General features: G+C 45.6%; 14 protein-coding genes. 3 read left to right on the forward strand and 11 right to left on the reverse strand.

The window, feature by feature from the left end; all coding sequences use genetic code 11:
- The first annotated feature begins 38 nt into the window (after positions 1-38).
- Positions 39-143: an acid-soluble spore protein SspM gene (gene sspM / locus OTK50_RS06110; protein ID WP_003153525.1), complete on the forward strand. Its 105-nt coding sequence runs from the start codon at positions 39-41 to the stop codon at positions 141-143.
- Positions 144-186: 43 nt separating this feature from the next.
- On the opposite strand, the gene OTK50_RS06115 is transcribed toward sspM, so the two are convergent.
- Positions 187-1,149, reverse strand: coding sequence for a DUF2515 domain-containing protein (locus tag OTK50_RS06115; protein WP_044802164.1), 963 nt, complete (start codon positions 1,147-1,149; stop codon positions 187-189).
- A gap of 41 nt (positions 1,150-1,190) precedes the next feature.
- Between OTK50_RS06115 and recU the strand changes: the two genes are divergently transcribed.
- Both recU and OTK50_RS06125 read left to right on the forward strand, forming a co-directional pair.
- Positions 1,191-1,799, forward strand: a complete 609-nt coding sequence (gene recU, locus OTK50_RS06120) for a Holliday junction resolvase RecU (RefSeq protein ID WP_012117837.1) — start codon at positions 1,191-1,193, stop codon at positions 1,797-1,799.
- Between the two features lie 38 nt (positions 1,800-1,837).
- Positions 1,838-4,621 carry a PBP1A family penicillin-binding protein gene (locus tag OTK50_RS06125; protein ID WP_239033983.1) on the forward strand — a complete coding sequence of 928 codons (2,784 nt, stop codon included), beginning with the start codon at positions 1,838-1,840 and terminating at the stop codon, positions 4,619-4,621.
- Positions 4,622-4,698: 77 nt separating this feature from the next.
- On the opposite strand, the gene OTK50_RS06130 is transcribed toward OTK50_RS06125, so the two are convergent.
- The 10 genes from OTK50_RS06130 to panC all read right to left on the reverse strand — a co-directional run bounded on the left by OTK50_RS06130 (position 4,699) and on the right by panC (position 14,255).
- Entirely contained in the window at positions 4,699-5,190 is a 492-nt protein-coding gene (locus OTK50_RS06130) for a YpoC family protein (protein ID WP_224223632.1), read from the reverse strand.
- A complete protein-coding gene (gene nth / locus OTK50_RS06135) occupies positions 5,187-5,846 on the reverse strand; it encodes an endonuclease III (RefSeq protein ID WP_224223633.1) in 660 nt (219 codons plus the stop codon). The genes OTK50_RS06130 and nth overlap by 4 nt, the downstream gene beginning before the upstream one ends.
- Positions 5,847-5,864: 18 nt before the next feature.
- Positions 5,865-6,563, reverse strand: a complete 699-nt coding sequence (gene dnaD / locus OTK50_RS06140; RefSeq protein ID WP_003153516.1) for a DNA replication protein DnaD — start codon at positions 6,561-6,563, stop codon at positions 5,865-5,867.
- 94 nt (positions 6,564-6,657) lie between these two features.
- Entirely contained in the window at positions 6,658-7,950 is a 1,293-nt protein-coding gene (gene asnS, locus OTK50_RS06145; protein WP_003153515.1) for an asparagine--tRNA ligase, read from the reverse strand.
- Between the two features lie 134 nt (positions 7,951-8,084).
- Positions 8,085-9,266: a pyridoxal phosphate-dependent aminotransferase gene (locus tag OTK50_RS06150; RefSeq protein WP_007612190.1), complete on the reverse strand. Its 1,182-nt coding sequence runs from the start codon at positions 9,264-9,266 to the stop codon at positions 8,085-8,087.
- Between the two features lie 22 nt (positions 9,267-9,288).
- Positions 9,289-9,774 carry a cell wall elongation/penicillin-binding protein regulator TseB gene (gene tseB, locus OTK50_RS06155; protein ID WP_045208026.1) on the reverse strand — a complete coding sequence of 162 codons (486 nt, stop codon included), beginning with the start codon at positions 9,772-9,774 and terminating at the stop codon, positions 9,289-9,291.
- A 9-nt stretch (positions 9,775-9,783) separates the two neighbouring features.
- Positions 9,784-9,954: a YpmA family protein gene (locus OTK50_RS06160; protein WP_003153512.1), complete on the reverse strand. Its 171-nt coding sequence runs from the start codon at positions 9,952-9,954 to the stop codon at positions 9,784-9,786.
- Positions 9,955-10,101: 147 nt separating this feature from the next.
- Entirely contained in the window at positions 10,102-12,888 is a 2,787-nt protein-coding gene (dinG, locus tag OTK50_RS06165) for an ATP-dependent DNA helicase DinG (RefSeq protein ID WP_224223634.1), read from the reverse strand.
- 121 nt (positions 12,889-13,009) lie between these two features.
- Entirely contained in the window at positions 13,010-13,393 is a 384-nt protein-coding gene (gene panD / locus OTK50_RS06170) for an aspartate 1-decarboxylase (protein ID WP_003153510.1), read from the reverse strand.
- Between the two features lies 1 nt (position 13,394).
- Entirely contained in the window at positions 13,395-14,255 is an 861-nt protein-coding gene (gene panC / locus OTK50_RS06175) for a pantoate--beta-alanine ligase (protein ID WP_032873270.1), read from the reverse strand.

Raw genomic sequence — 14,255 nt, forward strand, 5'->3', positions numbered from 1 at the left:
GCACGTTAATGCAAACGATACAGTTGAGGAGGTGCCGTATGAAAACGAGACCGAAAAATGCAGGTAAACAGCAAAAAACCGAAGCAAAAACGACTGATACGCTTGATAAAAAATTAGGCGGCCCAAACCGCCCTTCCACGTAACACATCAGCAGCCCGAAACCCCAGCGAACGGTTTCGGGCTTTTTCATTTCTTCAGCCACTCTTTAACTGCGAAGAGCGCATGGAGCTCCCGTCTTTTCTGGAAGTACCAGTCCGTCAGTTCAAGCTGTTTCGGCATTTTCTCCTGTAAGAAAGCCCCTTTTCTTAACCTTTTTTGAAACCAATCCGCCTTTTCGCCGTCTAATGGGTGGGCAACAATGGGATAGGTTGTCCTCAGCATCGGTGATGTTCTTTTTTTGATGCCGATCATTTTCTCCATATCAAAGCGTGAACCGGTATGAGGAACGGTATCAAGAAAACGGTAAAAAGAAGCGTGAAGATCAGGGCTGAACAGAAGGCGGGCCAGCTGTTTTCCGAGCGTAATTCTCTCTTCGGTTTTTGAAAACCGTTTAACGGAAATTCCGTATAAATGTCCGTTAAATGAAGGGAATATCACCGTATTAAAGTGAAACCAATCACTTAAATAAAAAGGAATCGTGCCAAAAACATTCTTTTTAAACGAAGGATTTTGTATAATAGGTGCTTGGATAGTGTTTTGTTCATTTATAATAAGAGCATACATGAGCCGTTCCGTATCTCCGTCACGCCAAAAGCGGAACCATTCTTCCTGCATAAAAGCCGAGACGCGGAAATAAGGAAGATGACGGAATAGAGGTTCGCCGATTTGTTTTGACCACTGGTAGACCAGAAGCTGAGGATAGGCATCAGAAAAAATCAGCCAATTCGCCCTTTCATACGAAAGGAAAAACCAGTTTTTCTGACTGCTGTCAAGGCCCTCCTGATAAAGGACGCCTCTTAAATCAGTCATCGACCAGCCCGCATTGCGGGACACAAAGGATGCCAAAAGCGGCCACTTGATCTCAGGATGGCGGTCATAATATGCTTTATAGGCATTCGTCCGGGAAATATTATCAGCATTTTTTATTTTCGTCTCTTTTTCGATCAGGCGAAGAATGGCGGTTACGGTCTGTCGTTTATGCACGTTCATTCACTTCCGTCACTATTAGTTTGATAAGGAGGATGGAAAAAGTGATTCGGTACCCGAATGGAAAAACTTTTCAGCCGAACAAAACGGTTTCATCCCAAAACAGCCAGAAACGGTCTCATTCATACAGTAATCGCGGCATGACCCTCGAAGACGATCTGAATGAAACGAATAAGTATTATCTGGCTAACCAAATTGCTGTCATTCACAAAAAGCCGACACCCGTCCAGATTGTAAACGTCCACTATCCGAAAAGAAGCGCCGCAGTCATTAAGGAAGCTTATTTTAAACAGTCTTCCACAACCGACTACAACGGCATTTATAAAGGACGCTACATTGATTTTGAGGCAAAAGAAACAAAAAACAAAACGGCATTTCCCCTGCAGAATTTTCATGATCATCAGATTGAACATATGAAGCAGGTGGTCAGGCAAGACGGCATTTGTTTTGTTATTATATCCGCTTTCGGAAAGGTTTATTTCCTCGAAGCCGACAAGCTGTTTGTCTTTTGGGAGAGAAAGGAGAACAATGGCAGAAAATCAATTCGCAAAGACGAATTAGAAGATGCTTCCTTTCCGATTTCCCTTGGATACTCACCGAGAATTGATTATATTAGTATTATTGAACAGCTTTATTTTTCGCAGGAACAGTAGACTGAGCGAAAGGTTGATAAACGAAAGGTTGAGATGTTATGTCAGATCAATTTACGAGCCGTGAAGAACGCCGTAAGGCAAGGCAGACGAAAAGCACTAAGCCCTCTTCACCGAAAAAAGGCAAGAAACAGCGTAAAGGCGGTTTATTCAAAAAGATTGTGCTGTCCTTGGTTATTCTGTTTGTCCTTGGCATAGTCGGCGGAGCGGCGGCATTTGCCGTTTTGGTTTCCGGCGCGCCGTCTTTGGACGAAGCCAAGCTGAAAACGCCTTACTCTTCAACGATTTACGATAAAAACGGCAAAGAAATCGCGGAAGTGGGCGGTGAAAAACGAACCTACGTCCCGATTAAGGATATACCCGATGTTGTGAAAGAAGCATTTATCGCAACTGAAGACGCCCGTTTTTATAAGCACCACGGTATAGACCCGATCCGGATCGGAGGCGCCTTGGTCGCCAACTTTACGGATGGATTCGGTTCAGAGGGAGGAAGCACAATCACCCAGCAGGTTGTGAAAAACTCGCTTTTGACCCACCAGAAAACGATTAAACGGAAAGCACAGGAAGTGTGGCTTTCACTGCAGCTGGAGCGCCATTATTCTAAAGATGAAATCTTAGAAATGTATTTAAACAGAATTTATTTCTCACCGCGTGCCTACGGCGTCGGTAAAGCGGCTGAAGAATTCTTCGGCGTAAAAGACTTGAGCAAGCTTACGGTTGAACAGGCGGCGACGCTTGCCGGAATGCCGCAAAGCCCGACCGGATATAACCCGGTTAAAAACCCCAAGGCTTCCGAAAAACGCCGGAACATTGTTCTCAGCTTAATGGAAAAACAAGGATTCATTTCAAATTCTGAATACCAAAAAGCAAAGAAAGTGTCCATGAAAGATGAAGGCGTCGTCAGCCAAAAGGAATACGATAAAAAGGACACAAATAAATACAGCGCTTTTGTCGAAGAAGTTATGAAAGAAATTGAGACAAAAGAAAAGAAAGACGTCGATATTTCAACTGACGGACTGAAAATTTACACGACTCTTGATACGAAAGCACAAGATTATCTTGATCAATTGATGAACGGCGATACAGCCGGATTTACCGAAGGCATGCAGGGCGGCGTCACCCTCCTTGATACGACAAACGGAGAAATCCGCGCCATCGGAGCAGGACGGAACAGAACTACCGGGGGATTCAATTATGCAACACAAGGTAAAACCCAGCCCGGTTCAACGATAAAACCTATTCTTGATTACGGCCCGGTCATTGAAAATAAAAAATGGTCGACGTATGAGCAGATTGATGATTCGGCTTATACGTACTCTAACGGCACCCCGATCCATGATTATGACAATAGATACAGAGGCCAGATATCAATGCGAGAGGCCCTCTCAGACTCACGTAATATTCCGGCTCTGAAGGCATTCCAAGCAGCAGGTAAAGATAATGCCGTCGACTTCGCAAATGACTTAGGACTAGGATTAAACAAAGAGAGTGTAACCGAATCTTATTCGATCGGAGGATTTGGTGAGGATAACCGCGGTGTATCTACCATGACAATGGCGGGCGCCTACAGCGCTTTCGGAAATAACGGAACGTACAATGAACCGCACGCGGTCACATCGATTGAATTTAATGACGGCACTAAGCTTGATTTAACACCGAAACCGAAAAGTGCTATGAGCGACTACACGGCGTTCATGGTTACAGATATGCTCAAAACAGTCGTGCAGTCAGGAACAGGCAGATTAGCTCAAGTACCGAACGTGGAAGTCGCCGGTAAAACGGGTACGACCAACTTTACTAAAGAGGATATTCAAAAATATAATATCGCACAAGGCGGAGTCCCAGACTCATGGTTTGTCGGCTATACCCCTCAATATACTGCGGCGGTTTGGACCGGAGTTGAGTCTGGCAACAAAGCAGGCAAGAAATCACTGTCTTCTGCTGACCAGCAAGTCGCAAAACGTATTTTCCAAAAGCTGATCTCATACGTTGATGACGGTAAAGGAAGCTTCAAGCAGCCTGACAGCGTCGTCAAAGAAACGGTTGAGAAAGGCTCGAACCCTGCCGCTTTAGCCGGACCGAATACGCCGGATGATAAAAAAGTGACGGAGTACTTCGTGAAAGGAACGCAGCCAACTGCCGTTTCTAAAACGTACACGAAAGAAAAAGCCGATAAACCGACAGGATTGCAAGTGAAATACGACAAAGATAAAAAATCATTAACCTTAAGCTGGAATTATGACGGTGATGCAACATTCAATGTCAAACAATCCGTTGACGGCGGAAGCTACAGTGACATTCAAAACAGTTCGGCAAAAGAAGCCGTCGTCTCAGATGTCACGCTAGGCTCCACATACAGCTTCCAGGTGACAGCGGAAAACGATGACGGAAAAAGCGATACGGCATCAGCTTCTTTCAAAGTCCCGAAAGATGAAGAAGACGATGTGGATAAAGATAAAGCGACTGACGACGAACAGAAGTCTGATGAAGATAAAGACAAAGACAAGACGCAAACCGATGATTCAAACACAGATGACAATCAGACAGATACGTCTGACGGATCGGATCAAACACCAACTGATGACCCGGATAAAAATCAGGATCAATCCGATAAGGATCAAACAGATAACAACAATCAGAATCAGCCCGGCAACGGGACGGATAACAACGGACAGCAAGATAACGGCTCTGATAATGATTCCGATTCCGGTTCAGACGGCTCAAATAAACCTGACAGCGGTCAAACGGACAAAAACAAAGACTCATCTTCAAATATCAATGGGCAGTCCAATTCGTCAACCATCCAGTCAAACCCCGCTCATTAGCGGAAGAAATCCTTCACCTCAAACAGGTGAAGGATTTTTTTCATACAAAAAAACCTCCTTATGAGAAAAGGAGGTTTTTAACATTTGTTCATGGCTTCATATTTATGATATTGTTTCTTCATCTCCGTCATCAATTCATCAAGCTGAATAAACGAGTGATATTGAGTCGGTTTTGTTAAAATAAACGCCATTCGCTCCGCCCAATTGATCGGTTCGGCGGGAAAATGCTTTGTTTCAAGCAAAGACCAATCGAGTGATGTGACCCGCTCCCCTGCCGTCCAGTGAAAAGCGGCAATCAGACAGGCAATTCCCTTCAGCATGTCATTTTGATCACATCTCGATTTTCTTGTTTGAAAAACGGGAAGCAGCGTTTCTTTCGTTTCATTCCAAATCTGAAACAGAAACGGGACATATTCGCCCCTTTCCCTCCATGGCTGCACGGTTGGCTGACCGCTGAAATCCATATACAGCGGATGGCGGCGCAGCGCCGTTTTGATCTCAAGGCTTTCCAAGTCCGTAAGGCTGCGCAGGTATGTTTCATATCCTGCCAGAATGTCAATCGCCGTCACCGTTTCACCAGCCCTTTTTTGTCACGCTTCTGCCCTTCTCTGCATAGCGGAAGCAAAGGACATTCCGCACAGCGGGGAGATTGCGCTTTACAATGATACCTGCCGAAAAATATTAATCTGTGATGCGTAACAGACCAATCCTCTTTCGGCACTTTTTTCATTAATGTTTTCTCTACCTCCAAAACAGAGTCCTTCCAGCGGCAGATACCGAGCCGTTTAGAGACACGCTCCACATGAGTGTCTACTGCGATCGCAGGTACGCCGAAAGCAACAGACACGACCACATTTGCCGTTTTCCGTCCGACACCCGGCAGATTCACAAGCTCATCCCGGTCTTTCGGCACTTCTCCGCCGTACTCTTCGATGATCATTTTGCTCAGCTTTTGAATATTTTTGGCTTTATTACGGTACAGGCCGATTGATTTAATATCCTGCTGGAGTTCTTCCAGCGATACGGCAAGATAATCTTCGGGCCGTTTATATTTTTGAAATAGCGTTTTTGTCACTCTGTTGACGAGAGCGTCCGTACATTGCGCGGATAATGCGACTGCCACAACCAATTCGAAAGGATTTGAATGGACAAGTTCACATTCTGCGTGCGGAAACATATCGCCGATTTTTTCAAGACAACATTCAATCTGCTTTAAATTTAACACGTTTCTCCCCTTCTCATGTTATTGTTCCAGCCAATTGTAAAAAGGCACCTGCCTCGTATACTCTTTTTGCGGATCATTTTGTTTCGTTTGAACACGACGGAATTTTTGGCTGTGCGCCTTCGCCTGCTCAACCGTTTTGAAGCCGTTCTTTTTCCATTCAAATAAAATCCGGTCAATATAGCGAAAACTGAGTTTTCCCGATAAAACGGCTTCTTTTAAGGCGTGTTTAATCAGAATCGCATCATGCTGATCCTGATCCTGCCATATGGCCAGCGTCTCGCATTCAAGGGGCGACAGCGGTCTTCCGAACTCTTCTTCAAAGATGGTATACAGGCTTTTTTGTTCTCTTTCTGACGTTCTTTCCTGCGTTTCATTTTGAGAATGCTGCATGTAATCATACAGCTTCGCCCATAACGGCTGCAGAGAATATTTTTCAAACTTTATGCCGTTATGGTCTTCACATTCTTCAATAAACAGAAAACCTTTTTGAATAAACATTCTCAGGCAGCTCGTACATTCTTCAGCAGAGATGGACATGCCTGATTGAAGTTCAAACGGCGTCGGAAAATAAGAGCCCTTTTCCAAATGCATTTTAATCTTCAAAAGCAGAATCAATTCGGTTTCATTCAGCCCGAGCTGCCGGTAATGTGTCAGCAGCAGGTTGGGAATGCTTGAAATGCCGAGTTCCTGCATATCTATAAATTGCTGTTTTTTCATCCTTACACCTCTTACTGTAAAAGGTTATCTCCGGGAGCTTTCCCCTTTACTTAGAAAAAGTCTCCCTTGCAGGAGACTTCGTTTTTTAAAACTATTACGGATACAGACGGTTCAGAAGTCTCGGGAACGGAATCGTTTCACGCACGTGAGGCGCTCCGCTGATCCAAGCCACTGTCCGCTCAAGTCCAAGGCCGAAGCCGGAGTGCGGAACAGAACCGTATTGTCTGAGTTCAGCATACCATTTGTAAGCATCTGAATCCAGACCGTGTTCTTTTAATCTTTCTTCCAATAAATCCATATCATGAACGCGTTCTGAACCGCCGATGATTTCCCCGTAGCCTTCCGGAGCAATTAAGTCGGCACATAACACGACATCGTCACGATCTTTGGCAGGCTGCATATAAAACGGTTTTAATGACGTCGGGTAATGAGTGATAAACACCGGTTTGTCATAGCTTTCTGCGATCGCTGTTTCATGCGGCGCACCGAAGTCATCTCCCCACTCAATATCGTCAAAGCCTTTTTCTTTCAGGAATTCAATCGCTTTATCGTACGTAATGCGCGGGAATGGCGCTTTGATTTGTTCAAGCTTCGATGTGTCTCTTCCTAATGTGTTCAGCTCGATCTTACAATGTTCCAGCACACTTTGTACGATGTATGCAACATAATTCTCCTGAACTTCAAGGTTTTCTTCAAATTCAACAAATGCCATTTCAGGCTCAATCATCCAGAATTCGATGAGATGGCGTTTCGTTTTTGATTTTTCCGCTCTGAACGTCGGTCCGAAAGAGAATACTTTTCCGAGCGCCATTGCAGCTGCTTCCATATACAGCTGGCCGCTTTGAGACAGGAAGGCGTCTTCATCAAAATATTTCGTCGCGAACAGCTCAGTCGTGCCTTCGGGAGCGCTTCCCGTCAAAATCGGCGGATCAACTTTCACGAAGCCTTCTTTGTTGAAAAATTCATAAGTCGCACGAATGATTTCGTTGCGGATTTTCATAATTGCGTGCTGGCGTTTCGAACGGAGCCATAAATGTCTGTGATCCATTAAGAATTCCGTACCGTGCTCTTTAGGCGTAATCGGATAATCAGTCGCTTCGTGAATGACTTCAATGGATGTAACAGCAAGCTCATAGCCGAGCGGTGAACGCTCGTCCTCTTTCACAATTCCTTTTACATAAAGTGACGTTTCCTGTGTCACTGATTTCGCGATTTGGAAGATGTCTTCTTCTACTTCAGCTTTAACGACAACTCCCTGAATGAAGCCTGTACCGTCTCTCAGCTGTAAAAATGCGATTTTACCGCTTGAGCGTTTATTAGCGACCCAAGCTCCAATCGTTACTTCCTCGCCTGTGTGTTTATACACTTGGTTGATTGTTGTTTTCAAACTCTTTCCCTCCAGAACAAGAAAGACATTCAGGAATCTGCCTGAATCTCTTTTTTCATCACTTTATTATACCCGTTCTACTCTAACGGGGTCAATGCAAGTGAAAAGCGGCTTTAAAAGCCGCTTTTTCAGAATCAGCTGTGTTTTTCCGTGAAGCGGCGGATTCTTTCGACCGCTTCTTCTAAAAGATCGAGTGACGTTGCGTAAGATAAGCGGACGTTGTCCGGTGAACCGAAACCCGAGCCCGGCACGATGGCGACTTTTTCTTCTTCCAGAAGCGCCTTGACATATTCATCGACATCTTTGAATCCGCAGTTTTCTGCGGCCGCTTTGGCGTTAGGAAACAAGTAAAACGCCCCTTCAGGCTTGACACAGGTGAATCCGGGAATTTCACTGAGCTGAGCGTAAATGGTGTTCAGTCTGTGCTCAAATGCCTGTCTCATCTCTTCCAGCGGCTCAGCCGGACCGTTATAGGCCGCAATAGCGCCGTATTGAGCGATAGACGTCGGATTTGATGTGCTGTGGCTCGCAAGGCTCGTCATCGCTTTAATAATCGTCTCCGAACCCGCCGCATAGCCGATCCTCCAGCCCGTCATGCTGTGAGATTTCGACACGCCGTTAATGATGATCGTCTGCTCTTTCAATTCATCTGAAAGCTGTGCGATTGAGACGTGTTTTTTTCCTCCGTATGTAAGCTTCTCATAAATCTCGTCAGAAACGATCAGAATGCCATGCTCCAGACACACTTTTCCGAGTTCCGCAAGCTCTTCTTTCGTATACATAACACCTGTCGGGTTGCTCGGTGAATTGATAATGAGCGCTTTTGTTTTCTCAGTGATAGCCTGCTTCAGCTGCTCCGGTGAAATTTTAAACTGATTGGATTCCAGCCCTTCTGCATAGACGGGACGCCCCCCTGCCAGTTTCACCTGCTCAGGGTAGCTGACCCAGTAAGGAGTCGGTATAATCACTTCGTCCCCTTCATCGAGAATAACCTGAAATAATGTATACAGAGCGTGTTTCGCGCCGGTGCAGACAATGATTTCTGACGGCTTATATTCAATCCCCTGGTCGTTTTTGAATTTTTTTGCGATACTGTCTTTCAGCGCCGGCAGACCGCCTGAAGGCGTATATTTCGTATGGCCTTCATTCATGGAACGCACCGCGGCATCTATAATGTGCTGAGGCGTATTAAAATCCGGTTCTCCTGCTCCGAGGCCGATGACATCATGGCCTTCTGCTTTCAGCTCTTTCGCTTTTGCAGTAATTGCAAGTGTTGCAGACGGTGTTAATGCGGATACTCTTTTTGCCAATTTCAACTTGAACTCCCCCTAATACGTCTCACGGTGTGATGTTTTTGAGAATCTTGCCGCTTGTAAAGTCCACATAGCTAAAGCTATACTGCCCGTTTTTGTTGATATAGGTCACTTCCCATAACGGAACATTGTTTTCTCTCGCCGGGTGAACGCCATTCAGCTTGGAAACAAGCCCTTCGTCCCGAACGATCTTGGCAGCCTTGCCGCTTGAAATGCCATCACTGGCTTTTTTTGAGAGAATTTTTGCTTTTTTGTCGGCCGGAACCCATACATACATATCTTTTCCATGTTTATCCGTTCCGGTAACAACATAATATTTCTGTTTGCCGACAAAGGTCTCCACTTTCTCAGCATCTGTCAGCTGCGTTTTTTCTTTAGCGGCTGCGGCAGCTGTTTCATGGCCTTCTTCTTTTTGGGCCATTGCAGATTTAAAAATGCTGGCCGAAAATAAAAGAACTGCTAAAAAAATAATACCAAATACGGCTGTAAATATTAATGCTTTTTTTCTCATCTTTTTCACCTATGTGCGATAAATGGTGAAGACCGCTTCATTTTGATTTTCTTCGTCTAGTGCAAGGCCGAACATCAGATTGTCCCGTTTCAAAGTCCGGTTTAATGTATCGACAATTTTATATAAATCATCTGAATGCTCCACATTAATCGTTGACAGAATTTCAATTTTGCTTTCCATTTTTATACCCTCCATCGGTCGAACAAATTTTGTTAGTCATAACGGGATGCGCCCGCGGCATAATAAAATCACAAGGCGGCATGAACCCGCTTTTACTATAAAAACAATTCCTCATCCCACACCACGAAAGCCGCGTTTATGCGGCTTTTATTCCGTTTGGCTGACATAAGCCGCCATTTCGGCATCCGTCAGTTCCAAAAGAGATGAAGTCGGGAGCGCTTCAAGAAACAGCCGTCCGTATCCCGCCGTTTTTACACGCTGATCTAAAAGAACGATCGTTCCCTTGTCTCCCGCCGTACGGAGCAGGCGCCCGACCCCCTGTCTGAACGTTAACACGGCCTCAGGCAGGGAAATCGTCTGAAACGGATTTTTCCCCTGCTTCTTGGCAAATTCGCATTTTGCGGCATGAAGCGGATTGTCAGGCGCCCTGAAAGGAAGTCTTGCGATCATGACGGTTGACAATTCATCCCCCGGAAAATCAACGCCTTCCCAGAAATGATTCGTCCCGAGCAAAATCGCCCGGCTTGCCGTTTTAAAGGTTTTCATTAATTTACCGGGACTCCCGCCCGAAATACCTTGGGCGAGAAGCTGAATGCCTGAGATCTCCATACTGAGTTTCAGTTCCTGATACACTTTTTTCAGCATATCATGAGACGTAAACAGGACAAGGATCTTCGGCTGTTTTCCCTTTGACATGATTTCTGCATACTTGGCAATATGCTCAATGACTTCCCGCTCTCCGTCATATTTAACGGATTTCATCTCTTTCGGAATGATGACGTTCATCTGATCATCGTAAGAAAAAGGAGACGGGATGCTTTTGGTGCGCGGATAAAAATCCGCAAGTCCGAGCCTTTCAATCATAAATTGAAAAGACTGCTCCACCATTAAAGTCGCTGATGTGAGCACAACGCTTTTTTTGCGGGCGAAAAACTGGTCTGCAAGCATTTCACCGGGCTCCAAAGGCTGCGCATAGATGCTGACAGCATTTTTTGCGCCCTTCGCATCAATTTCAACCCAAACGGCTTCTTTCTCATCATTTTCAAACAGCAGCCTGCTGAACGTATCACGATATTCTTTCAGCGCCCTGATACACTTTACATATTCGGCCGCTAAAAAAGCCGCTCCGCTTTTCATCTGTTCAAGCTTTTGATGTAACAGTTTCTCCTGTACTGAAAACATGTCAAGCAGCTGATCCAGCATCGCGCAAAGCCGCTCCGCTCCGTCCGTTATCATGTGAAACCCTTTATCCTGGCTTTTATGATTGAGACTATAGACGAGACGGTTCAGATCGTCTTTAGGTTTTCTTCGTTTGACAAAAGAATGCACTGAACTGAAAAATGCGTCGCTTTCCGATTGAATATGCTTCATCCACTCATCGGCGTCAAAAAAACTTTCCGCCGGCAGTTCATACGTATAAAACAGTTTTCTCATCCGCTTTAACAGTCCGTGTTCCTTTAAGGTTCCGATTCGGCTGAGCTTTGTGTGCAGTCCGATGTATGAAGCTCTCTTCCCCAGGTGCTCGCTGGCAGCGCGTTCGAAATGATGCGCTTCATCAATGATGATTGTTCCGCTTGCAGGCAGTTTTTTCGTTTCACTGCTTTGATCTGAAAACAGCAAAGCATGGTTTGTGATAATCAGATCTGCGGCCTGCGCTTTTTCTTTAGCCCGTTCATAAAACCCGGCAGCCGAGTCCTTCCCTTTTTTAAAAAAAGAATTCTCATCGTAAGCCATGCGCTCCCACAGCAATCTGCCGCCTGATGGAAGATTCAGCTCAGCGGCGTCGCCCGTTTCAGTCTCCGTCAGCCAGACGAGAAGCTGCGCTTTCGTCAAAACCGCATCATAGTTGTCATCTTCCTCATGCAGAATATGTTCAAACTTAGGCAGGCACAGATAATGTGATTTCCCTTTTAAAATAGCGGCTTTGACCGGCCAAGGAAACATACGCTCCAAAAGCGGAAGATCTTTAGACACGATCTGCTGCTGCAAAAGAGTAGAGTACGTGCTGATAATCACGGGAGTCTGCTCCGCTTTGGCAAATAAAACAGCCGGAACGAGATAACCGATCGTTTTTCCGATGCCGGGCGCCGCTTCAATCAGCGCATGCTCCCGATTGCGGAAGGCGCCAAGCACTTCATCCATCATCGAAAGCTGCCCTTTCCGCTTTTCATAGCGGGGGAGGATGCCGGATAAGATCTGTTCTTTTTCTTCGTTCCACTTTTCAAGGTCAATGGCCGCATTCACCGGACGGGAAACCGGAATGTGATCGGGCTCTTTAATTGAAAAAGAGGCGTATGGAATGCAGCTCTTTTCTTCCGCCGGCCTGCTTTCATGTATAAAAGAATCCAAAAGCAGCGTCAAATCGCTGATAAAATGCTGTGAAAGCCTTCTAAGCTGCTTTAATGTCGGTAAAGGCAAATGTTTCAGTTTATGTAAAATGTCTAAAAAGACCAGTCCCGTAACCTCCGCATCGCTGTCTGCGCGGTGAGGGCGGTCATGAACAATATTCAGCTCCGCGCACAACTCACCGAGCTTATATCCTTCAAACCCCGGGAAAACAATACGCGAAAGCTCAACCGTATCAAGCACTTCACAATCCGGCAGCTCATATCCCGCTTCGCTCAGTTCATGCCGGACAAATCCGAGGTCGAAATGAATATTGTGGGCAACAAAATACGCGCCGTCAAGCAGATGAAAAATCTCCTCTGCGACCGCTTCAAACGGCAGTTCATTTTCAACCATTCCGGACGAAATTCCGGTCAGCTGTTCAATAAACGGCGGAATGACCTGATTCGGATTGATATATTTTGAAAACCGCTCAGTTATTTGTCCATTTTCAATGACAACCGCTGCGATTTGAATGATTTTATCGCCCTTTTTCGGCGAATTTCCTGTTGTTTCGACATCTATGACAACGAACCGTTGTTTGTTCATTAAAATGGACACCTCAATTCTTGCATACGAGAAAAGTGTAACACGTTTTGTTGAGAAATGGAGCGGAAAAACAGCTTTTGCCCCTAAATCTTAAAAGAAAACCCCCATGAAGGGGGCTCTTTTACAAAATCGTGTGTGCCGGCTCCTGGCCCAGCATCTGCTCGATTTTATTCTGATCATCCAGAACAGCCACCTTCGGCTGATGGCTTTTTGCTTCCTGATCAGACATCATTTGATAAGAAATAATAATGACTTTATCTCCTTCTTGGACGAGACGGGCGGCTGCTCCGTTTAAACAGATGACGCCGCTCCCCCGCTTACCGGGAATAATATACGTTTCAAGTCTCGCTCCGTTGTTATTATTCACAATCTGAACTTTTTCATTAGCGAGCATTCCGACGGCATCTAAAAGATCTTCATCAATCGTAATGCTGCCGACATAGTTTAAATTGGCTTCCGTCACGGTAGCGCGGTGCAGTTTTCCGGCCATCATAGTGCGGTACATATTATGATCTCTCCCATTCATCAATATCAATAATGATATTATCAATCAGTCTGGCTTTAGAAAATTGGACGGCGCAGGCCAGAATGACCTTGCCGTTTAATGTTTTAAGCGGAGTCAGCTCCGGATAAGCGTACAGTTCGGCATAATCAATGACGCCGCTTGTGTTTTCGATGATATCGGTGACGGTTTTTATAACGGTTTCCGGATTTCTTTCACCGTCTCTGATCAGTTCGGCACCTTGCTGCAATGCTTTATAGATCATCGGCGCTTCTTTGCGTTCCTGCTCAGTCAGATAGACGTTGCGAGAGCTTTTGGCAAGTCCGTCTTCTTCTCTGACCGTGTCCACTGCAACCAATTCGATATCCATAAAGAAATCCTCAATCAATCCGTCCACAACCGCTGCCTGCTGGGCATCTTTCAGGCCGAAGTAAGCGCGGGTCGGTTTAACGAGATTGAAAAACTTCGTCAGCACAGTGGCCACTCCGTCAAAATGGCCGACACGGGAGGCGCCGCACAACACGTCAGTTCTCCTTTTCACTTGCACGGCAACATTTTGCTCGCCTTTATACATATCACTTGGAGACGGCGCAAACAAAACATCTGCCCCCGCCTGTTCTGCAAGCCGGGCATCGCGCTTTAAATCTCGCGGATATGCCTCGTAATCCTCGCCCGGTCCGAATTGAGTCGGATTGACAAAGATGCTCATCACGACAATATCGTTTTCTTTGCTTGCTTTTTCAACCAGCGTCAGATGTCCTTCATGAAGAAAACCCATTGTCGGGACGAATCCGATCGTCCGGCCTTCTGAGCGGTATTGTGCAATCAATTCTTTCAGCTGTTGAGTTTCTGTCAGTTGTTTCAT

It is taken from the genome of Bacillus sp. NEAU-CP5 (assembly GCF_026420705.1).
In the GTDB taxonomy this organism is placed as follows: domain Bacteria; phylum Bacillota; class Bacilli; order Bacillales; family Bacillaceae; genus Bacillus; species Bacillus velezensis.